This is a genomic window from Dokdonella sp., from assembly GCF_039926425.1.
GTDB lineage: Bacteria > Pseudomonadota > Gammaproteobacteria > Xanthomonadales > Rhodanobacteraceae > Dokdonella_A.
This window is the reverse complement of record NZ_JBDSWZ010000097.1, coordinates 1-21,124: the sequence shown is the minus strand read 5'-3', so window position 1 is coordinate 21,124 and position 21,124 is coordinate 1. Positions and strand designations below refer to the sequence as shown.

The following is a 21,124-nucleotide window of genomic DNA, read 5'->3' as shown; positions in this document are numbered from 1 at the left end:
CCACCCAGATCCGCGAATAACCCGCGGGGCGTGAGTCGACGTCGGGATAGGTCACATGCGCCATCATGACTGCTTCCGCGCCACTGGCGATCGCGTCGGCGAACGGCACCAGGTCAGTCGACCGCAGTTCGTCAAGCGAGCGTGGATCGATCGCAGGATCGAAGTGTGTGTCTTCGGCCACCGAGCCATGCCCGGGAAAATGTTTGATCGTTGCCGCCATGCCGGCCAGGCGCATGCCGCGGAGATAGGCCTGGGCGAGTTCCGAGCACACATTCGGATCGGCGTCGAATGCACGTTCGCCAATCGCCCGGTTGCCACGCGCGAGGTCGACCACCGGCGCGAAGCTCAGGTCGATGCCGATCGCGCGCATCTCGCTGGCCATCACCCACGCGTGCTCTTCAGTCCGTCGAATCGCCGCATCGCGGTCGACTGCGTACAGCGCGCCAAGCCGCGACAGCGCTGGAAGCCGCGTGAAGCCGGTGCGGAAACGCTGCACAGGCCCGCCCTCCTGATCGACGCACACGAGAAACGGGTCGGGTCGCGCCAGGCGGATATCGTCGATCAATGCGGTCACCTGATCGCGGTCCTCGAAATTGCGCGAGAAGAGGATCACGCCACTGACCTGCGGAGCGGCGAGCCACGCCTGCTCAGCGTCGCCAAGGATCTTGCCGGGAATTCCGATGATCAGCATGGTGTCGTCACGTCGTCAGGGAGCATCGCTTGCGGCACGTTCCGCGTCGCTCCACTGCGAGTACGGATGCGCTGCGAGATGGAGATTGTAATAGCGCGCGAGACTGCTCACTTCGCGACCCAGCCACGCCGGGCGGGGAAAGGGTGCATCGACATGACCGAGCTCGATTTCCGCAACGATCAATCCGGCATTGGCGCCGCCGAATTCGTCGATTTCAAACACGAGTCCGTCCATCCCGACGTAGTGGCGCTTCTTCTGGACGATGTCCCCGGCCAGGGTATCGAGCTGCCGTTGCGCGTCGGCCAACGGGATGACGTATTCATACTCGTCGCGCGTGATGCCACTGGCAATCGACTTGATGTTCAGGAATGCCTGCTCGCCGGCAATGCGGACGCGAACCGAACAGCGTGCAGCGGGCGGACCTGCCAGGTAACCCTGCACCATCGTTTCGCTGCGTGACACCTGCGCGCGCCAGGCGTCACCATCGAGGAGGAACTTGCGCTCGATTTCAATCGCCATTCGCGAATCCTACGTGCGCTCGAACAACGCAATCGATTCGACGTGCGCCGTATGCGGGAACATGTCCATCACGCCGGCAGCCGCAATGCGGAACCCATGCTGATTGACCAGCGTTCCCGCGTCGCGGGCAAGCGACCCGGGATGGCACGACACATAGACGATGCGATCGGTGCCCTTTCTCGGCAGATATTCGAGCACCGCAGCGGCCCCGGAACGCGGCGGATCGAGCAGCAGTTTGTCGTAGCGCTTCAACGCCCACGGTGTCGCCCGTTGATCAACCGCCAGGTCGGCCGCGAAGAACTCGGCGTTCGCAATGCCGTTGCGCGTCGCGTTCTCGCGCGAGCGCGCAACCAGCGCAGCCTCGCCCTCGACGCCGGTGACCGACCCGGCGTTGCGCGCGATCGGCAACGTGAAATTTCCAAGGCCACAGAACAGGTCCAGCACGGAATCCCCGGGATGGAGCTCGAGCAGGTCGAGTGTGCGGGCGATCATGCGCTGGTTCATTCCCGCATTGACCTGGATGAAGTCGAGCGGTCGGAATGCAATATCGATGTCCGATTCCGCAATGCGGAACGAGAGTGCCACGTCGGTCGGCCACAATGGCGTCACGCTGTCGGGGCCACCGGGCTGCAGCAGGATCGCCAGCTCGTGCGCCTTCCCGAACCCGATCAGTGCATCACGATCGCTGTCGGACAGCGGCTGCAGGTTGCGGAACGTCAACGCCACCGCGTCGTCGCCCGCAGCGATTTCGATCTGCGCAATCGACGCCTTGGCGTCCAGCGAGCCGACCAGTTCGCCGAGTGCCACAAGACGCCCACCGACTTGTGGCAACAACGTGTGGCAGATCGACAAATCCGCGACGAACCGCGGGTTGTCCTCCCGGAAGCCGACGAGCACTTTTCCCTTCTTCTCGACCCACTTCACCGACAACCGGCCTTTGCGCCGGTACCCCCACGCTTCGTCGGTGAGCGGTTCGAGCCAGCGTGCGGGCTCGACCTTGCCGATGCGTTCGAAATTGTCGGCCAGCACCCGCTGTTTCGCCTTGATCTGTTCTGCCGGCGCCATGTGCTGCAGGCTGCAGCCGCTGCAGGTGCCGAAGTGGATGCATTTCGGATCGACGCGATCGGGCGAGCGCGTCAGCAACTCCTCGACCTTGGCCTCGTCGAAGCTGCGACTGCGCTTGGTCACGCGGATGCGCGCGCGTTCACCCGGCAATGCGCCGGCGACGAACACTGCCTTGCCGTCGACCCGTGCAACGCCACGGCCATCGTGGGTGAAATCGGTGATGTCTACTTCGAGGATCTGCATGGTTTGAAATGAAGCGCCCACCGGAACACGGCGGGCGCTGGAAAGTCGGGGGGATTGCGGGAGGAAAAGGACAGCGCGGCACGGTTGGGTTGCGGCCCTGCCATCACCGCATCATTTCTGTTTCCAGGCACCGCTGGCATCCTGATAGTACCAGCCGGGCTTCGCATGCTGAATCCATTGCTTCGCGAACGCTTCGCGGATCTGCCCTTCCCACTCGGCGTGACCGTTCGCAAGCGCGATCTCGTGGTAGACCGATTGTCGATCGCGATTCTCGTCCGCAACTGCTGCGTTTGCGGCCGACCGCTCCGCCAGCGGCAGGCTGGCGGCATCGCGAACGGCGAGCAACCCGTCGCGCGTGAAGCCGACGGCTCCGCTTGCACAGTATTTGACGAGCGTCGCGCCGAAGCGCTGGGTCATGCGCGCCTGGATCGCGGAAATCTGCGGTGATGTGATGTTGATGTTCGCCCCTTGCGCATGAGCGCTGGTGACGAGCAGGTCGAGCAGCATCGCGCCGGCTGGCTTCCCCGGCGGCGGATTCTCGGGCGGTTGCGGCGGAGGCGACTGCGCTGGCGCGCCATCGCCGATCACTTTGTCCACGAACTCACCGGCAGCATTGGACACCGCGGCTTCCGGGAAATTGACGATGATCGTCACGCACGCCACAGGCAGCAGCGCAGCAACCGCAAGGAGGGATCCAATCACGAGCGTACGCATGGCGTTTCCTGTTCGGGAGAATGTCACTGGATCACCGGCGTCTGTCCCTGCACTGCCGCATCGAGGCGACGCACGAGAGTCGGCCAGTCGACGCGACGTCGATGACCGACAATCGAGATGCGCGGCAAACCGGCGCCCTCGACGATAGTGTAGTCGTCTCCCGCAGTCTTCTCGCTGCGATCGGCCGGAACCGGGTCGATCCCGCCCATCGTGCAGACGTTGTTCGCCAGGCGACAGCGAAGTCCGAGCCGGCCATAGCTGAACGTGTTCACGAGTTTCAGCGCGAGAGTCTGCACGTTGTCCGACAGACCACCACCGCCGGCGACCGCAGTCACGTCGCTGATCGCCTTGTAGCTCATGCGCCCGCCGCCCGCGGTGCGCATCCACGCGTCGAATGCGACCGGACTCCAGTTCAGCAGGCTCAGCCGGTCGATGGTGCCGGCGAGGCGTCCGCTCATTCCACCGAACGAAAACGCACTGGTCAGCTGCTGCAGGTCGAAGTTTTCGAAGTGCACGTCGGCGGCCAACGCCGGCAGCTCGCCGAACGGATGTTCCAGACTCATTCCGCTGATGCCGAGGTGACCGTCGAAGACATACAGATCGAGGCCGCCGTGCAATTCGATGCGGTCGCCGACGAACTCGATTTCCGGAATGCCTCCGGAGAGATTCCCGGGGAACTTCGGCCAGCCGAGTGCGCTCGACAATTGCGTCATGTCGATCGAGCCGATCGCGAACGAACCCGCGTAGCGTTCGCCACGGGGCGAGTCGGGCTGCAGACTCAACTTCTCGATTCGCACCTTGCCTCCGAGCACACCGATATCCACTGGCGCCGTGAGAAGAACGCGCCCCTCGCGCGATTGCAGCGATGCACTCATTGCTCCGAACGGCACGCGATAGAACTCCAGCGAACGCCACGCCAGTGTCGTTGCGGGTGCGTCGCCGAGCGCGTCCCAATCGATTCCGCCATCGATGTCTGCAAGCGTGAAACGACCTGCGGCATCGCGCAGATCTACAGCGTGCGCCGCCACTGCGACATGCTGCAGCCGGCCTTGGTCGAACACGATGCTGCCCGTCAGCGATCCGCTGGCGTGCAGATCGGCGTAGCCGCGCGATGTGAGCCACGCTTGTGCGTAGCGATCGACAGCGGGCTTCAGCATTGCGTTCTGAAGATCGACGCGGAATGTGCGAAGCGGCTTCCCATCGCCAGGTGCAATGTCAGCACTTGCGCGAAATTCGAGCGTGCCTGGATCGGCCCAGTCAAAGCGCTCGACGTGCCAGACGCCCGCAGAGCCACGCGCATCGATCGATGCGCTCACCGGCGTGTCGGGAAGCTTCACATAGACAGGATCTGCGAGAAATTCACCGCCGCGAAAACGCGAGTCCGACTGGAGCCGCAGACCTTGCGCATCGCTGGCGACGCTCAGATGACCGTCAACATTGACACCCGACGCTGCGATGCGGCCGTCTGCGCTGTCGTAACCGACGCCGCGCAGTGAAAAATCACTGCGAAGCCGTTCTGGCTGATTCGACAGCGGACTGACGACGATACGGGTGAGCGTCGCTGCGCCCCCGAGCATCTTCACGCGAAGTGCACCTTGCGATCGCAAGGCACCCTGCTTCGCAGCCCATCGTGTGGTCGCGGCCGATAGTGTCACGCCACCGATCGTTGCCGACCCCCACCCGAGCATCTGCTCGGGACGATTGCCAACCGCAGCCCAGTCGATGGCGCCGTGCAACCCCTTGACCGCGATGCCGGTACGCGCGTCCTCGACATCGAGACTCGAGGTGGAAAGCGACAATTCGCCAAGAGAAGGTCCATCAAACGAAAACCTGCCGGCAAGATCGCCACGCAAGGCAATCTGCGCCAGCCCGCTTCCTTCAAGGATGGGTGTGACATAACGACCGCTGGCAGCAGGAAACCGTGCGAGATCGACGCGCATGCCGAGCGACCGCAACGGCGCCGTCTCAGCAGGCGCCACTAAAGCAGACGCTTCGAACACGAGCGTGCCGGGGTCGTTCCACGCGAATCGATCGACGCTCCACAGGCCGTCATCACGGAGCGTCGCATCGACACCGATCTCGATCGCGGTGTCGGGCAAGCGCATATGCACGGCACCCATCAGCAGGGATCCGCCCGTGAACGTCGCATCGACTCGCGCATGCGACGCGGTTCCATCCTTCGTCCACGCAAATCGACCCGTGACATTCATCCCTTCCCCCGCAGCGGCGCCGTCGGTCGAATTGATTGACAGGCCAGTCGCGGTGTACCGCGCGCTCAGGCTTCCGTCGCTGTCGATCCCGGCGTCAAGATCAATGACTCCGCCTCGAAACTCTCCACCCGTCCAGACGCGGGCGATGGGCGCCTTTAGCCAGTCCGCAGGAATCCCTTTGAGCTGGACAGCCGACGTCGCAGTGTTCGAAAAAGGAAGGGTCACGCGCGCCTCCCGATCGTCGCGTGCAAACAGGATCTCGAGGTGCTCGCCATCGAGCGTCGCCGTCAGCTGGGCATCCCGAGTGGTGTTCGCCTCCGAACTGAACATCACGCGTCCGGCGCAACGGCGCGTGCCGTCCACCCTGCGTTCAAGCGAACATTCCCAGTCGACACGTCCTGCCAATGCGAGCGCGGGAATGTCCAGGCGAGACACACGGATCCGCAGCGTTCCGTTGGCGCTGGTTTCGGCGAGTTCGATGCTCAATCCCGTCGCGTCGACATGTGGATCGTGCAGGCGTTCGGCCGCCAATGACAGCGAGCGGGCTTGCGCAGCAGCGCAGCACCACGCCAGCAGCCACGCGAGGCAGATCTTGAAGCACAGCGGCGTTGACGAAGGAGGCATTGCCCACCATTCTGCCAGCCCTTGCCGTTGGAATGCTGCGGGTGATGGCGAAGCCGCGTCTGCTGGTTGCCGATGACAATCCGCTCACTCTCGCGTTCTTTCGCGACGTGCTGGCGCCGCTGGATCTCGACGTCGTCGAGTGCAGCGACGGAGGCCAGGCGCTGGAAGTCGCAGCGGGGAGCGCATTCGATCTGCTGCTGCTCGACGCGCGCATGCCGGTGATGGGCGGCATCGACGTGCTCAACCGTGTGCGTGCGGAATGCGGCCCGTCACGCAATGCCACCGCGCTGGCCACCACGGCGGACAACGCCTCCACCACGCGCGGCACCTTGCTTGCCGCGGGATTTGCCGACGTCCTCGTGAAGCCGATCGGCGTTGACGCCGTGAGGGTCGCGCTTCGGCGTCACATCGTGCCCAGCGATCCGTGGCGCGACGCGGACATGATGCTGGACGACCATCAATCACTCACGGCTGCCGGTGGCGATCGCGTCATCGCTGCAGCATTGCGCGCATTGCTTGTCATCGAACTGGAGCAACTGCCCGCTGAGCTTGCTGCCATCGGTGCGCGTCGGGACACGCCGGCGTTGCTCGACCGCTTGCATCGACTCGACGCATCGGCTGGATTCTGTGGTGTGCCCGCACTTGTCAGCGCGGGAGCGCGGCTGCGCAGCGCACTGGCGCCGGGATGGCCGGACGCGGAAATCGCCCGCTTCCTCGCGACCTGCCAGGCTCTGCGCGAGCGCCTTGTTCACGCGGCGTCAGCGGCGATCGTCGGTCAGCGGGCGCTTTGACGACAGCGCCCAGGTATTGAGGTCGCCGCCGATCAGATGACGGATGGTGGCACGGATCAGACGCCTCAATTGCACCAGATGCGCGTCCGACGGCCGCTGGTCGCGATCGAGTCCGAGCAACGCGGCGCCTTCGACGCGCGCAAACGGCGAGCGCTCATTCCACGCGCCGGCCCCTTCGCCGGGATCGTAGCCGTAGGTGCGTTCCGGTTCGATCGCATGGCCGGATGCTGTCTGCGTCAACGCAAGCGCATAACCCAGGTCGGCGAGCAGATCACGTTCGAAGCGGCGCAGTGTCCAGCCCATGTCGAGCCCTTCCGCAAGTCGCGACAGGCACAGCGCATAGGCGGCAAAGGACTCGGCATGCGGATCGTTGCGACCCATGATGCGCAGGACCAGTTCGTTGACATACATGGCGGCAAGCAGCACATCGCCAGACAGGGAGATCGGTGCGCTCGCCGCCTCGGCGCCCGTCAGCGTCCCCAGATCACCGCGGGAAACCCATCCGATCAGAAGCGGCTGCAACGGCTGCAGGAGCCCACGCGGAAGACGACTGCGCTCGCGCCGCACGCCGCGGGCGACCATGCCGACGAGTCCATGTTCGCGCGTGAATGCGTCCAGCAACAGCGAGGTTTCACGATATGCACGTGCATGAAGGAGAAAGGCGGGCTGACCTTCAAAGCGCTTCATCGTTGGAGAGCGTCGTGAGAGATGCGTCGCGACAAGGAAGTCCCGACGCCATTCCGGCGCGCAGGGTTACTCCGAATAGCCGAATTGTCTCAGCGCAGCCGCATCGTCGCTCCACGATTCGCGGACACGGACGAACAATTCGAGGAAGACGCGTCGATCCAGCACCGTCTCCATCGCACGTCGCGCCGAGCTTCCGATCTTCTTCAGCTGACCGCCACCGGCGCCGATCACGATGCCCTTCTGGCCGTCGCGTTCGACCCAGATGACCGCGCCGATCCGCGTGAGACCAGGCTCGTCCTCGAACCGCTCGATTTCGACCGCGGTGGCGTACGGCAATTCTTCGGCAAGTTGCAGCATGAGTTGCTCGCGAATCATCTCGGCCACGAGAAAGCGCTCGCTGCGATCGGTGAATTCGTCTTCCCCGTACTCTGCATCGCCGTGCGGCATCAAGCCGACCAGTTCGTCCAGCAGTGCACGAACCCCGTCGCCGCGTCGCGCAACGATGAAATGGACCGACTTGTATGGTCGTTCCTGCGTCACCTGTGCGGCGAACGGCAGCAGCGTCGTCTTGTCCGGGAGCTTGTCGACCTTGTTCACCACCAGCAGACAGGGAGAGGACTGTGCAGCGATGAGCTTCCAGACATCTTCATCTTCGTCGCGCCAGCGGATGCCATCGATGACGTGGACCAGCACGTCGGCCTCGTCCGGCACCTGGCGGGCGATGCGATTGAGCTGACGGTTGAGGGCGCGCTTTCCGCCTTGGTGAAGTCCGGGTGTGTCGATGAACGCGATTTGCGAATCGGCGTGCGTGACGATGCCGAGGATTCGATGCCGCGTCGTCTGGGGCTTCGGTGTAACGATGCTCAGCTTGGTACCGAGCAACGCGTTGAGCAGCGTCGATTTGCCCACATTCGGCCGGCCGATCAGCGCAACGCGACCGAAGCGGTGCGTCGAAGGGGAGATCGTTTCAACGTCCATTGAATTTTGCCTTCAGTTCGACCAGTACCTGCTCGGCAGCGAGCTGTTCCGCGGCGCGGCGACTGCTGCCGCTTCCCGTCGCCTCGATATGGAGTGTTTCGACGTAGCAACGCACATCAAACCGGCGCGCGTGCTCCTCGCCCGAAACGACCATGAGTTCATACGCCGGAAGTGCGAAATTCCTGCCCTGAAGCAATTCCTGCAACTGGGTCTTGGCATCCTTGGGCGTGTGTGCACCCGCGCTGACCTGATCCACGAACAGGCGCCGCACGACGTCGCGACATGCGGCCCAACCTGCATCGGCATAGATGGCCGCAATCACTGCCTCGAAGGCGTCAGCCAGGATTGAATCACGGCGGAAGCCACCGCTCTTCAACTCACCGCCACCGAGATGCAGGCGATCCCCGATGTCATGAGCCCGCGCGATTTCTGCCAGTGCGCCGCCGTTGACGAGTGCCGCACGAAGTCGGGTCATTTCACCTTCGTCGGCACGTGGATGGTGTTCGTAGACCAGTTCAGCGACGAACAGGTTGAGCAGCGCATCGCCGAGGAATTCGAGTCGCTCGTTGTTGAGATGACTGGCGCTTCGATGCGTCAGTGCCTGGTCGAGCAAAGCCGCACTCGCGAACGAGTGCCCGAGCAGCCCGTCAATCGCCACCTGGACCAGTCAGATTGATCGACTTGTCGAACGACCCGACGATATCGAGGTTGTAGACGAACGGGACACGCTTCTCATAGGCAATGCGAAGCGTGGCGGCACCCGCCTCGCGCTTCAGGGTGATCGCCGAAGGCGGCACGGCATCGTTGTCCACATACTCCGTATCGAACTTGAAATGCAGATCCCGACGGATCTGATCGAGCGTCTTGGACGCGGCTCCACCGTCCGTCCGTACCTGGTTCATCGCCTTCACAACGCCGAAGTATTCGATGTACATGGGTACGAGGCGCATCGCCAGATAAGCGAAGAATCCGACAACGCACAACAGGATCGCGAACCCGATCAGCGTGATGCCCTTGGTCTTGCGATGCATTTTCATTCGCCCATTTCCCCTGGTTGCCAAATTGGTTCACTGCCGACGGCCACGCGCCGATTTGGGCGGAACTACCTGATTATCGTCCCGATGCGACTGAAATCAACGCCCCCATCAAAGTTCATCCAGATCAGGAACGCCCTGCCCACCAGATTCGCTTCAGGCACGAAGCCCCAGAAGCGACTGTCGGCGCTGTTGTCCCGATTGTCTCCCATCGCGAAATAGTGCCCCTCCGGCACTTTCCACGTTCCCTCGTGCCCGACCCACACCTGCGGCATTTCCAGTATGCGATGTTGCACGCCGCCCAGATTCTCCTGCTTCAGCTGCGCGCCGTCCATCCGCCGACCCGGCTCGATCGGACCCGCATAAGGACCGAGCGCTGTTTCGGCCACTTCCGTGCCGTTGACGAACAAGGTCTTGTTGCGGTACGTGATTTCGTCACCGGGGAGGCCGATCACGCGTTTGATGTAGTCCTCCTTCGGATTTTCCGGGTAGCGGAACACGAACACATCACCACGTTCGGGCTCGCCGACGCTGAGGATCTTCGTATTCAGCACCGGAAGGCGAAATCCGTACGCGAACTTGTTCACGAGAATGAAATCGCCGACCAGCAAGGTCGGCATCATCGAACCCGACGGAATCTTGAACGGTTCGGCGACGAACGACCGGAACAGCAGGATCACCAGCAATACCGGGAAGAACGAACGGGCATACTCGACCGGAATGGGTTCCTGCAGTGCATGGCGCGCACGCGCGTTGCGCTCCTCCTGGGACAGTGCGGTCATCTCCTCCAGCGCCTGTGCGCGGCGCTTCCTCGCCGGCGCCAGCGCGAGGCTGTCGATGAGCCAGATCACCCCGGCGACGGCGGTCAGAACGACCAGCAGCAATGCGAAATCGAAATCCATGAACGATCCCTTCTGATTCTGGAACGAAGCGCCGGAGCCGGACGCTTCGCTGTCACGTGGACGTGGACTACTTGTCCATCTGCAAGACCGCAAGGAATGCTTCCTGCGGAATCTCGACACTGCCGACCTGTTTCATGCGCTTCTTGCCTTCCTTCTGCTTTTCCAGAAGTTTTCTCTTGCGCGAGACGTCGCCGCCGTAGCACTTGGCGAGCACGTTCTTGCGCAGCGCCTTGACGCTTGACCGAGCGATGATCTGCGAACCGATCGCCGCCTGGATTGCCACGTCGAACTGCTGGCGCGGAATCAGCTCCTTCATCTTCTCGACGAGATCCCGGCCACGACGGTCGGCACTCGTGCGATGCAGGATCAGGCTCAGGGCATCGACGCGATCACCGTTGATCAGAACATCGACGCGAACGAGTGGACCGACCTGGAAGCGTTCGAAGTGGTAGTCCATCGACGCATAACCGCGCGAGACCGACTTCAGCTTGTCGAAGAAATCCAGCACCACCTCCGCCAGCGGAAGCTCGTAGCTGATCTGCACCTGGCTCGCCATGTAGTTGATCGACCGCTGCACGCCGCGCTTCTCCTCGCACAGCTTGATGACGTTGCCGATGTGTTCGGGCGGCGTGAGAATGTTCGCGACGATGATCGGCTCGCGCACCTCCTCGATGTATTGACTCGCCGGAAGCTTGGCCGGATTGTCCAGCGTGACCACGCTGCCGTCGGTCTTGAGGATCTCGTAGATGACCGTCGGCGCGGTGGTGATCAGGTTGAGATCGTACTCGCGCTCGAGACGCTCCTGGATGATCTCCATGTGCAAGAGGCCGAGAAAGCCGCAACGGAAACCGAATCCCATCGCTTCGGAACTCTCCGGCTCGAACGCGAGCGCTGCGTCGTTGAGGCGCAGTTTTTCGAGCGCCTCGCGCAGTGCGGGATACGCATCCGCCTCGACCGGGAACAGTCCGGCGAAGACGCGCGGCTGCATCTTCTGGAATCCGGGCAGCGGGCCGGCTGCGGGATTGCCGGCCAGCGTCAACGTGTCGCCGACCGGTGCTCCGTGCACATCTTTGATCGACGCGTTGATCCAGCCGACCTCGCCAGGACCGAGGCGCGGACGCGGGCTGCGCTTCGGCGTGAAGACGCCAACCTGGTCGACTTCGTGCGTCCGACCTGTCGACATCACCAGTAGCTTGTCGCGCGGCTTGATTTCGCCCTGCATCACGCGCACGAGTGACACGACGCCGAGATAATTGTCGAACCAGGAATCGATGATCAACGCCTGCAGCTTGTCCGAACCGCGCGGTGTCGGCGGAGGAATGCGCGCGACGATCGCTTCGAGAACGTCGACCACGTTGAGGCCGGTCTTGGCGCTGATCGCGACCGCGTCGGTTGCATCGATGCCGATGACGGCCTCGATCTCCTCCTTCACCTTGTCGACGTCGGCGGTCGGCAGATCGATCTTGTTGATGACCGGAACCACTTCGAGGCCCATCTCGACCGCGGTGTAGCAGTTGGCGACCGATTGCGCTTCGACACCTTGTGCCGCGTCGACGACGAGCAGCGCGCCTTCGCACGCCGCGAGCGAGCGGCTGACTTCATAGCTGAAGTCGACATGGCCCGGCGTATCGATGAAGTTGAGCTGGTAGGTGACGCCATCCTTCGCGGTATACGGAAGGGAGACCGACTGCGCCTTGATCGTGATGCCGCGTTCGCGCTCGATCGGATTGTTGTCGAGCACCTGCGCTTCCATCTCGCGTGCAGTCAGACCCCCGCAGATCTGGATGATGCGATCGGCAAGCGTGGACTTGCCGTGGTCGACATGGGCGATGATCGAAAAGTTGCGGATATGCAGCATCGGGGGCGCAGGACAGCGGACATAAGCCGGTGATTATCGCAGAAAATCCCCGGCGCCGGGCCAATACGCGCGTTGCATCGCGGAGCGCATGTGGAACGACCGTCGCCCACGGGACGACGGCCGCTTCGCACACCGGTTCGCTTATTCGGATTTCGCTTTTGGCACGGTCACGGCAAGAAACTGGGTCTGATCGTCGCGGCGAACCAGCACCATCACCGAGTCGCCCGGCTTCACTGCGTTGACGCCGGCATTGAAGTCAGCCGCCGTCGTCACGGGCTTGCGACCGATCATCAGGATCACATCGCCCGGCTGGATCGCCGCTCGACGCGCGGCGGCGCCGGTGATCTTCGTCACGACGACACCAGTGTCGCCATCGATGCCCGCTTCCTTGCGCTGCTGGGGTGTCAGTTCCTCCACCACGATTCCGAGGCTGTTGGCGGCAATGACGGGCGCACCACCGCGTGGAGCGCTCGCCAAGGCTTTGCTGTCTGCCGGCAACTCACCGACGGTCACCGGAATGGTCAGCGTCTTGCCATCGCGCCAGACGCTGAGGTCCGCCTTGCTCCCCGGCCTGCTCGATCCGACCAACGGCGGAAGGTCTGCCGAGCTGACGATCTCATGGCCGCCGAAGCCCAGAATGACATCACCGAGCTTCACGCCCGACTTGTCCGCCGAACTTCCCGGAGTGATCCGGTTCACCAGCGCTCCGCCGATTCGCGGGAGTCCTAGAGCCTTTGCGTTCTCGCGATCCACATTCTGGATCTGTACGCCGATCATGCCGCGACTGACGCGGCCTGTGGTCTTGATCTGATCGACCGCGCTCATCGCGATGTCGATTGGAATGGCGAACGACACGCCCATGAAACCGCCGGTATTGGAGAAGATCTGCGAATTGATGCCGACCACCTGCCCCGCGAGGTTGAACAACGGACCGCCGGAGTTGCCGCGATTGATCGGGACGTCAGTCTGGATGAACGGCACGTATTGCTGATCGGCGCCACCGAAATTGCGCCCGACCGCGCTGACGATCCCGGCCGTGACCGAGTGGTCGAACCCGAAGGGCGAGCCGATCGCGACGACCCACTGGCCCGACTTGACGCTCTTCGAGTCGCCAAGACTGACGACCGGAAGATCGCTTGCCTCGATCTTCAGAAGCGCGATGTCGTACTGCGCGTCAGTCCCGACCACCTTCGCATCGAGCTCGCGCCGATCGGACAAGCGCACCGTGACCCGTTCCGCACCGTCGACCACGTGATTGTTGGTCAACACGTAGCCATCAGCCGAAATGACGAAACCGGAGCCCATCGACACACGATTGCCTCCGCCACCGTGGGGCTGCGGCATCGGGCCGAAAAATCTGCGAAAGATCTCCGGCACGTCCTGCTGGTCGTTCGGGTCCTGGCCCTGCGGATTGCCTTGCGCTTCACTGCTGCCGGTGGCTTGCACATTGACGACGGCGGGCCCGTACTTCTCGACCAACCCGGTGAAGTCCGGCAAGTCTGCCGAATTCGCCTGCATGACCAACGCCAGCAACAGCACCGGCACCATCATCCAGCGGTACACCACACCGCCTTTTGTATTCCTCATCGATTGATCCTCTTCGTCTTCAGTGGCAAAAGGGTCGCTCACACACGGCGCACTGCCGTGAACGGACCAGACCGGCGTTTGGACGAGCGCCGCGCGCCAAAGTTCAAAAATCGGCGACGCATGTTTCGAGGGTCTTCATCCGCCCTTCAGTGCTGGACAGGGTCTGACCTGGACGCGGTCGATTGCGCGATGCGCTCGACGGTGGCCGCCGGCACCTCGCCCATTGCGGTGATGCGCCAGACATCGACATCGCGGGAATAGACGTGCATCGCCCCACGCGCCATCGCACGGTCGGCAATCGCCGAGGCGCTCCTGTCTCGGGGTTCGACATACAACGAGACGCTTGCGACACCATCGGTGTACAGATGATGCTCGGCAGTCGATGGCCCGTTCGTCGGTCGCTGTGCCCCGCTGAAAACGAATCCCGGCGGCAGATCCTTGACCTCCCAACGCAATGGGTCCTCCAGCGGCGTCTCCGCGACGTGCGCAGCAAGGCCGGTTTCGCCACCGATCGTCAGGTCGCTTTCCTTCGGTTTCCCGCCGATCTCCAGCGAAACGAACATGTACTGTGCGAGCGTGCGTTGCTCGCCGTCCAGCTGCGCCGAACGAAGGGGCAGATGACTCTCTTCATCGAGCCACAGCCGGTAGCCGTAACGGAATGCATCGCGCGCCGAAACCTCGAGAATGCGCGCAGGATAGCCAGCGACCCGGTCGCTGCCTGCCTCACTCACCGCGTAGTAATCCGCGGGAAACGCACGTCCTGATCCGGGAAGCAGCGGCAGCAGGCTGGTACCGCGGCGTACCTGCAGCAGCTGCGTTGGCAGGCCACTCTGCAGGCACGTCATCGAATCGCCGGCACGCACGATCTCGCTGCGCAGACCACTCATGCTGACGAGCCGCTCGCGACCGCCGCTGCCCGCCGAATGAAACAGACGAAGGGCATCGAGTTGTCCGTTGTGTTCGTAGACGAATGAACCCGCATAGTCCAGCGCAACGACGGCCTTGCTCATCGCGTCGAGCAGCTGGCGCGGATTCTTCTGCTGCGCCAGCGCCGTCGGCGCGTGGACAAACACGAAGAGAAGCAGGCCGACCCATTGAACAGACCGCAAGGAAAACGGCGTCCAATCGAGACGGACCCCGATGCGGCCTTCGAACAACCCAAAGCGCCGGGACCGCACAGTCATGTTTTTTCGGAACACCAGCGGGCGTACGCCGATCAGCGATTCCGGCTGGTGGCTTCAGCGGGCTTTACCGCCGCATCGCGCTGCTGACTGCCGATCAGAACGTAGGGCACCAGACCGGACTGTCCTGCCGCGCCCGCGGCCTGGTAATGCCGGATGAGATACGACTGCATGCGCGGATCCACCGTCAATGGCTCCAGACTATCGGTACCAAAGCTCACGGGGGACGCATCCACCGGCGCATTCGGTGCCAGCAGCGGCGGCAGGAACCCAGCCGGATAGCTGGTCGACGCGGCTACCGTCGCCACCGGAATCGGCGCTCCCTGCTGGACCATCGTGCGTGTCGATGCCCCACCAGCAGCGGGCGACACGTCACCGACAGGGCGGGTGACCACCAGGGCTGCCACCGCAACCGATGCGGCGATTGCACCGCCAGCGCTCCAGCGCATCCAGCGGCTGACGCCGGGCGCATGCAGCGCAGGTTGATCGGCGTCAAGCCGAGCCATGACGCCCTCGGCAAAACTGACGCCGGTTGCCGTGATGTCCTGACGACGCAACGCCTGGCGCGCGACGTGATAACGCGACCAGCGCGCGGCGAGCGCGTGGTCGGCCGGCAGACGCTTGAGCAGGAAGCGCGTCTCGTCGCGTTCCAGCTGGCCGTCCATCAGCGCGGAAATCTGCTCGTGGATGTGCTCGTTCATGGGACCTTATTTCTCCGACAGCAGCGGGCGCAATTGTTCATCGATTGCCTCGCGGGCGCGGAATATCCGGGACCTGACCGTACCGATCGGGCAGTTCATGGTTTCCGCAATCTCCTCGTAGCTCAGGCCGTCCACCTCACGCAGCGTGATCGCGACCTTCAGCTCCTCGGGCAATGCTTCGACCGTGGCGAACACGGTTCGTTCAATTTCCTGACGCATGAGTTCGCGTTCGGGCGTCGCGGAATCGTGCAGCCGACTCGCGCCATCGAACTGCACGGCATCTTCAACCACAACGTCGTCAGTCGGGGGCCTGCGCCCTTGCGATACCAGGTGGTTCTTGGCGGTATTGATCGCAATGCGATAGATCCACGTATAGAACTGGGCGTCACCGCGGAACGATCCGATCGCCCGGTAGGCGCGCACGAATGCTTCCTGCGCAACATCCTGGCATTCGCTCCAGTCGTTGATATAGCGGGAAATGACACTGACCAGCTTGTGCTGGTATTTCCTGACCAACAAGTCGAACGCGCCCCTGTCGCCATTCTGGACACGCTCAACCAGCGCCTGATCCAAGTCGCTTTCGCCCATCCGGGCATTTCTCCCTTGTTGCCGGTCTGCTCAGGCATGCAGCCTAGACCGGGGATTGCTGAAATAGTTCACGCCGGGTCTTCGGTGTGCGGCACGTGAGTTGCGAAATCAAGCCTGCGCCGAAGGCGATTCGAGTGAGCCTCCGCGCAGGCGGGCGCGCTCCTGAAGCAAATGCTCGAACCCCGCCACGGGCAACGGTCGGCAAAAGAGAAACCCCTGCAAGACCTCACACCCCTGCAGGCGCAGGAAGTCGAGGTGCTGTTCGATCTCGACGCCTTCGGCCACGACTTCGCGGTTGAGATTGTGCGCCATCAGGATGGTCGCCTGCACGATCGCCTCGTCGTCCGGATCAACGCCGATGTTGCGCACGAAGGCCTGGTCGATCTTGATGCGGTCGGCCGGAAACCGCTTGATGTAGTCGAGCGATGACTGACCGGTGCCGAAATCGTCGATCGAGATGCCGCAACCGAGCGCGCGCAGCCCGTGCAGCGTTTCGATCAGACCCGGAATGGATTTCATGCTGATGCTTTCGGTCAGCTCGAGGTCAAGCAGGTTCGGATCGAGCCCGGTCTCCTTGAGGACATCGGCAACGAATTGCACGAGGTTCGGTTGGCGAAGCTGCAGGGGAGACAGGTTCACGCCGATGCGCAGCGGCAGTCCGAAGCGCAACTGCCAGCGTCGTGTATCCCTGCAGGCGGCGCGCAGCACCCATTCTCCGATCGGCATGATCAGGCCCGATTCCTCGGCCAGCGGAATGAAGAACCCCGGGCTGATCATCCCCAGTTCAGGATGTTCCCAGCGGATCAGCGCCTCCATGCCGACGATGTCCTCGGTGATCGCGTCGATCTGCGGCTGGTAGAACACCCGCAGCTCGCCATTCTTCTCCGCCTGGCGCAATTTGGATTCGAGCGCGAGGCGCTGTTGATGCGATTCCTCCGGAACCGCAACGTATGCCTGAAAATTGTTGCGCCCCATGCCCTTCGCGGAATACATCGCGACATCCGCGTGCTTGAGCAACCGCTCCGCATCCGTCGCATCATCGGGATAGAAACTGAGGCCGAGCGAGGCCGTCATGCCGAGTTCAAGCCCCCCGGTGAGCTGCAGCGGCACTTCCATTGCACGCACGATTTTTTCGGCGATGCGCGAGACATCGTCGCGCTGGACGATGTGACGGAGGATCAGCGTGAATTCGTCTCCGGCATAACGTGCCACGGTGTCGGACCCGCGCACGCTGCCGCGCAAGCGCTTTGCCACCGCGGCGAGCACCTGATCGCCGACGGCATGACCAAGCGAATCGTTGATGTTCTTGAAACGATCGAGGTCGACGAACACTACCGCGAACATCTCGCTGGTGCGATGGGCTTCGTGGATCGCGGAGTTGAGCCGGTCGTTGAACAACAGCCGGTTGGGCAGACCGGTGAGGGGATCCTTCAGGCCGATCGCCCGCCCCTGCTCTCGCGTACGACGCAGCTCCAGTTCGAGCGCGACCGCATGCGCGATCACCCGCAGCGCAGCAATCGCCGCGTGGTCATCGGCCAGGCTCTGCTGGCGAGCGATCAGCAACGCACCCAGACACGTGGTCCGCTCGCCCATCATCGGCAGGCCGATCAGGCATTCAAGCCGGCGTTCGCGGACCAGCGTCTTCTCCGCTGCGGTGCGCCAGGCGTTGGAGGTCTGCAGGATCTCTGTCCCACCGAGCACCTGCTTGAGCGCCGGGCCTTGCAGCGGGTCGCGCCATTCGTCCAGTGGGCCGAAGCGGTTGTACACCACCAGCGGCTGGTGCTCGCTGTCCTGATCGGGAGTGGCTTCGACCAGCGCGACAAAATCAAGCGACAGCCAGTCGATCAACGCATGCAGCGCGACATTGAAACCCTCGTCGCGCGCGCCAGGTCGGGTCAGGCGTGCCAGCGCAGCCAGCGCCGATTGATGATCGTTCAACTCGCGCAGTTCACGGAATGCATAGAAGTGGACGATCCGTCCGCCCTGCACCGCGGAGCGGACGTGCATCGCGACCGGGTAGTCGCTGCCATCCGCGTGCAGCTTGCGGCCACGCCACTCGGCATGTCCGTCGGTGGCGAGGCTGCGGTTGAGTTCGGCGCGTCGCTCTGCCGTGAGCGGCGCATCGAAATCTCCGATCACGCCGGCAAGCAGCGCGCTGCGCGAATGTCCGGAGCGCTGCACGAACATCGCGTTGACGTCGACGATGCGACCATCGGCCGGATCGACCACCGCAAGCTCGTCGAGACTGCCGTCGAACACGAACTGGTAGCCGTCACTGGATGGCGCCGCAGGCGCGCTGGTCCGTGACTCCGCTGGCGTCTGGATCGCCAGCGAAGAGCTGATGCGCGCCAGCGCCTCGTGTTCGTTGACCGGACTACCGATCCAGTCGACGACACCGGGCGGTTTGTTCTTGCCGCTCCAGATCGACCCACCGCGCGTTCCACCGAGAATGCCGATGATCGGAACATGCGCAGTCGCAGTGCGCTGCTGCAGCTCGGCACAGAACGCAATGGAATCGCGAGCGTCGGCGCGGAATTCCAGCAACGCCAGATCGAGCGGCAGGTTCTGGTCGAGAAATTCACGACCCTGGTTGAAATCGCGGGCCGAGTAGATGACCTCGAAGCCCTGCGCATCGAGGATGTCGAACAGTTCGCGGCGATCATCGCGATCGGACGCGACGATCAGGACCCCGACGCGATTTTCACCGAGCGCGGTCATTGCACCCAGCGCCCGTCACGCAGGCGAAGCTGGTGCGACTGCTCGGTCCGCACACTCATCGGGTCGTACATGCCTTCGAGTTCCTCGGGCATCTCGATGTTGCGTCCGACAAACACCAACTTGCGCTCGTTCGCCGTCTGCAGGCGCGAGATGCGCCGCAACAACAGCGTATCCGCCGGTTTGATCGAACCGGCGAAGTCGACAAAGAGGTAAACGCCAAAATGCAGGCTCTGGAGAATGTAGCGCAGCGCATCGGTGAGTCGCTTGGATCCCGGCACGTTGAGGCCGCGTTCGCGCAGCGATGCGATGCCCGACTCCGGATCCCAGGCATGCACGGACGGGCCTCCGCGCATCGCGAGCGTCCGCATCTGCGCAAGGATCTCGCCGGCATTGCTGGTTTCAAGCGCCACCAGATGCTGCGGCGACGACACGATGCGGTCGAGCAGTTTCTGGGTTGCCGTCAATTCCGCATTCGGTTCCATCGCTTGCACCCCTGCCGACCGCCGCATTGACCCGGCGCACGGCTTGCCGGGATTATAGTCGTTCCCTTGCTGCTTACCGGAGCCACTCCATGTTCGAAGGTCTGCGCTTCCAGCATTGGCAGCCCGTGCTCGGTGACGACGGCATTGCCATCCTGACGCTCGATCGCGCTGGAAGCTCGGTCAATGCGCTGAGCCGCGCCGTTCTGGACGAACTCTCCGAGATTGTCGAACGCCTCTCGTTCGAACCGCCGAAGGGTATCGTAATCCGTTCGGGAAAGGCTGCGGGTTTCATCGTTGGTGCCGACATCCGGGAGTTCGAGAGTTTCGGGAGGAGCGGAACGGTGCAGGACGCACTGGAAAACGGACAGCGCATCTTTCAGCGGCTGGCGCAGCTGCCCAGTCGCACGGTTGCCGCGATCCACGGCGTTTGCATGGGCGGCGGGACCGAACTGGCACTCGCCTGCCGGTTTCGCGTCGCGTCGCGCGATCCGTCGACGCGCATTGCGCTACCCGAAGTCAAACTCGGCATCTTCCCTGGCTGGGGCGGTTCGGCACGCCTGCCGCGCCTGATCGGCGCACCTGCCGCGATGGAGTTGATGCTGACCGGCCGCGCGGCATCGGCAGAAAATGCAAAGGCGCTCGGACTGGTCGATGTGCTGACCGCTCCCGACCTGCTTCTCGAGGCAGCGAAGGATCTGATCCGCCACCCGCGTTCCCATCCGTTCGCGCAACGCGCAACAGCCTGGGCGACAAACCTCTGGCCCGCGCGGCAGATCCTCGCGCCGATCCTGGTGAAGCAGACGTCGGCGAAAGTTCGCAAGGACCAGTATCCGGCGCCGTTTGCATTGATCGAAACGTGGCGACGCGGCGGCTCGAGCCTGTCGCAGCGCCTGAAACTGGAAGCGCGCGCCGTCGCAAAGCTTGCCGGCACTCCAACCGCGCGCAATCTGATCCGCGTGTTCTTCCTGCAGGAACGCCTGAAGTCGCTCGCGTCAGGCGCCGAACATGGCATCCGGACCGTCCATGTCGTCGGGGCCGGCGTGATGGGCGGCGACATCGCGGCGTGGTGCGCGCTGCGCGGATTCGAGGTCACGTTGCAGGATCGCGAGATGAAATTGGTGCAGCCCGCGCTGGACCGCGCGCGTACCCTCTTCACCAGGAAACTGAAAACCCCCGAACGCATCGAGGCTGCACTTGCGCGCCTGAAGGCCGACGTCGACGGTACAGCCATCGCCGGCGCCGATCTGGTGGTCGAAGCAATCTTCGAGAACGCCGAGGCGAAGGAAACGCTGTACAAGTCCATCGAACCGACGCTCAAGGATGATGCCTTGCTTGCCACCAACACCTCGAGCATTCCGCTCGACACGCTGCGCGGCGCAGTGGCCAGACCGACGCACTTCCTCGGACTGCATTACTTCAATCCCGTCGCGCTGATGCCGCTGATCGAGATCGTAAGGCAGGACAGGCTCGATCCGGCCATCGAGAAACGCGCGTTGGCTTTCTGCAAGGCGATCGACAAACTACCGGTGCCGGTCGCCGGATCACCGGGAT

19 protein-coding genes are annotated in these 21,124 nt (G+C 63.3%); 2 read left to right on the top strand and 17 right to left on the bottom strand.

All coding sequences use genetic code 11. The features are described 5' to 3' along the window. From nagZ to ABIV12_RS06475, 5 genes are all read right to left on the bottom strand, one after another. On the bottom strand, positions 1 to 691 hold a 691-nt coding region (gene nagZ, locus ABIV12_RS06495; RefSeq protein WP_348057457.1), incomplete at its 3' end, for a beta-N-acetylhexosaminidase. A gap of 15 nt (positions 692 to 706) precedes the next feature. After that, the gene (locus tag ABIV12_RS06490) at positions 707 to 1,210 is read right to left on the bottom strand and encodes a CYTH domain-containing protein (RefSeq protein WP_348057455.1); all 504 of its coding nucleotides are present in this window, start codon (positions 1,208 to 1,210) and stop codon (positions 707 to 709) included. A gap of 9 nt (positions 1,211 to 1,219) precedes the next feature. Beyond that, complete coding sequence (rlmD, locus tag ABIV12_RS06485; RefSeq protein WP_348057453.1) at positions 1,220 to 2,518, bottom strand: 23S rRNA (uracil(1939)-C(5))-methyltransferase RlmD; 1,299 nt, start codon at positions 2,516 to 2,518, stop codon at positions 1,220 to 1,222. Positions 2,519 to 2,629: 111 nt separating this feature from the next. Further along, complete coding sequence (locus ABIV12_RS06480; protein WP_348057451.1) at positions 2,630 to 3,232, bottom strand: YdbL family protein; 603 nt, start codon at positions 3,230 to 3,232, stop codon at positions 2,630 to 2,632. A gap of 23 nt (positions 3,233 to 3,255) precedes the next feature. Further along, entirely contained in the window at positions 3,256 to 6,066 is a 2,811-nt protein-coding gene (locus ABIV12_RS06475) for a hypothetical protein (protein ID WP_348057449.1), read from the bottom strand. Between ABIV12_RS06475 and ABIV12_RS06470 the strand changes: the two genes are divergently transcribed. Beyond that, positions 6,066 to 6,857, top strand: coding sequence for a response regulator (locus ABIV12_RS06470; RefSeq protein ID WP_348057447.1), 792 nt, complete (start codon positions 6,066 to 6,068; stop codon positions 6,855 to 6,857). The two genes, ABIV12_RS06475 and ABIV12_RS06470, sit on opposite strands and share 1 nt — an antisense overlap. Here the strand turns inward: ABIV12_RS06470 and recO are convergent. The 12 genes from recO to ABIV12_RS06410 all read right to left on the bottom strand — a co-directional run bounded on the left by recO (position 6,825) and on the right by ABIV12_RS06410 (position 19,573). Next, the gene (gene recO / locus ABIV12_RS06465; RefSeq protein WP_348057445.1) at positions 6,825 to 7,544 is read right to left on the bottom strand and encodes a DNA repair protein RecO; all 720 of its coding nucleotides are present in this window, start codon (positions 7,542 to 7,544) and stop codon (positions 6,825 to 6,827) included. The two genes, ABIV12_RS06470 and recO, sit on opposite strands and share 33 nt — an antisense overlap. 66 nt (positions 7,545 to 7,610) lie before the next feature. Next, positions 7,611 to 8,522 (bottom strand): GTPase Era, encoded by a 912-nt coding sequence (gene era / locus ABIV12_RS06460; RefSeq protein WP_348057443.1) that lies wholly within the window; start codon positions 8,520 to 8,522, stop codon positions 7,611 to 7,613. Then, entirely contained in the window at positions 8,512 to 9,180 is a 669-nt protein-coding gene (rnc, locus tag ABIV12_RS06455; RefSeq protein WP_348057441.1) for a ribonuclease III, read from the bottom strand. Before rnc ends, era begins: the two co-directional genes overlap by 11 nt. Then, on the bottom strand, positions 9,170 to 9,559 hold the full coding sequence (locus ABIV12_RS06450; RefSeq protein WP_348057439.1) for a DUF4845 domain-containing protein: 390 nt from the start codon (positions 9,557 to 9,559) through the stop codon (positions 9,170 to 9,172). Before ABIV12_RS06450 ends, rnc begins: the two co-directional genes overlap by 11 nt. Before the next feature lie 65 nt (positions 9,560 to 9,624). Next, positions 9,625 to 10,458 (bottom strand): signal peptidase I, encoded by an 834-nt coding sequence (lepB, locus tag ABIV12_RS06445; RefSeq protein ID WP_348057437.1) that lies wholly within the window; start codon positions 10,456 to 10,458, stop codon positions 9,625 to 9,627. Positions 10,459 to 10,525: 67 nt separating this feature from the next. After that, positions 10,526 to 12,316 carry a translation elongation factor 4 gene (lepA, locus tag ABIV12_RS06440; protein WP_348057435.1) on the bottom strand — a complete coding sequence of 597 codons (1,791 nt, stop codon included), beginning with the start codon at positions 12,314 to 12,316 and terminating at the stop codon, positions 10,526 to 10,528. A gap of 141 nt (positions 12,317 to 12,457) precedes the next feature. After that, the gene (locus ABIV12_RS06435; protein WP_348057433.1) at positions 12,458 to 13,903 is read right to left on the bottom strand and encodes a DegQ family serine endoprotease; all 1,446 of its coding nucleotides are present in this window, start codon (positions 13,901 to 13,903) and stop codon (positions 12,458 to 12,460) included. Positions 13,904 to 14,049: 146 nt separating this feature from the next. Beyond that, positions 14,050 to 15,087 (bottom strand): MucB/RseB C-terminal domain-containing protein, encoded by a 1,038-nt coding sequence (locus tag ABIV12_RS06430; RefSeq protein ID WP_348057431.1) that lies wholly within the window; start codon positions 15,085 to 15,087, stop codon positions 14,050 to 14,052. A gap of 32 nt (positions 15,088 to 15,119) precedes the next feature. Then, positions 15,120 to 15,785 carry a sigma-E factor negative regulatory protein gene (locus ABIV12_RS06425; protein WP_348057429.1) on the bottom strand — a complete coding sequence of 222 codons (666 nt, stop codon included), beginning with the start codon at positions 15,783 to 15,785 and terminating at the stop codon, positions 15,120 to 15,122. 6 nt (positions 15,786 to 15,791) lie between these two features. Next, the gene (rpoE, locus tag ABIV12_RS06420; RefSeq protein ID WP_348057427.1) at positions 15,792 to 16,373 is read right to left on the bottom strand and encodes an RNA polymerase sigma factor RpoE; all 582 of its coding nucleotides are present in this window, start codon (positions 16,371 to 16,373) and stop codon (positions 15,792 to 15,794) included. Positions 16,374 to 16,481: 108 nt separating this feature from the next. Further along, complete coding sequence (locus tag ABIV12_RS06415; protein ID WP_348057425.1) at positions 16,482 to 19,091, bottom strand: EAL domain-containing protein; 2,610 nt, start codon at positions 19,089 to 19,091, stop codon at positions 16,482 to 16,484. Further along, positions 19,088 to 19,573, bottom strand: a complete 486-nt coding sequence (locus ABIV12_RS06410) for a hypothetical protein (protein WP_348057423.1) — start codon at positions 19,571 to 19,573, stop codon at positions 19,088 to 19,090. The genes ABIV12_RS06415 and ABIV12_RS06410 overlap by 4 nt, the downstream gene beginning before the upstream one ends. Before the next feature lie 89 nt (positions 19,574 to 19,662). Here ABIV12_RS06410 and ABIV12_RS06405 point away from each other — a divergent pair. Then, positions 19,663 to 21,124 (top strand): 3-hydroxyacyl-CoA dehydrogenase NAD-binding domain-containing protein (locus ABIV12_RS06405; protein ID WP_348057421.1); only part of this gene is annotated, 1,462 nt, incomplete at its 3' end.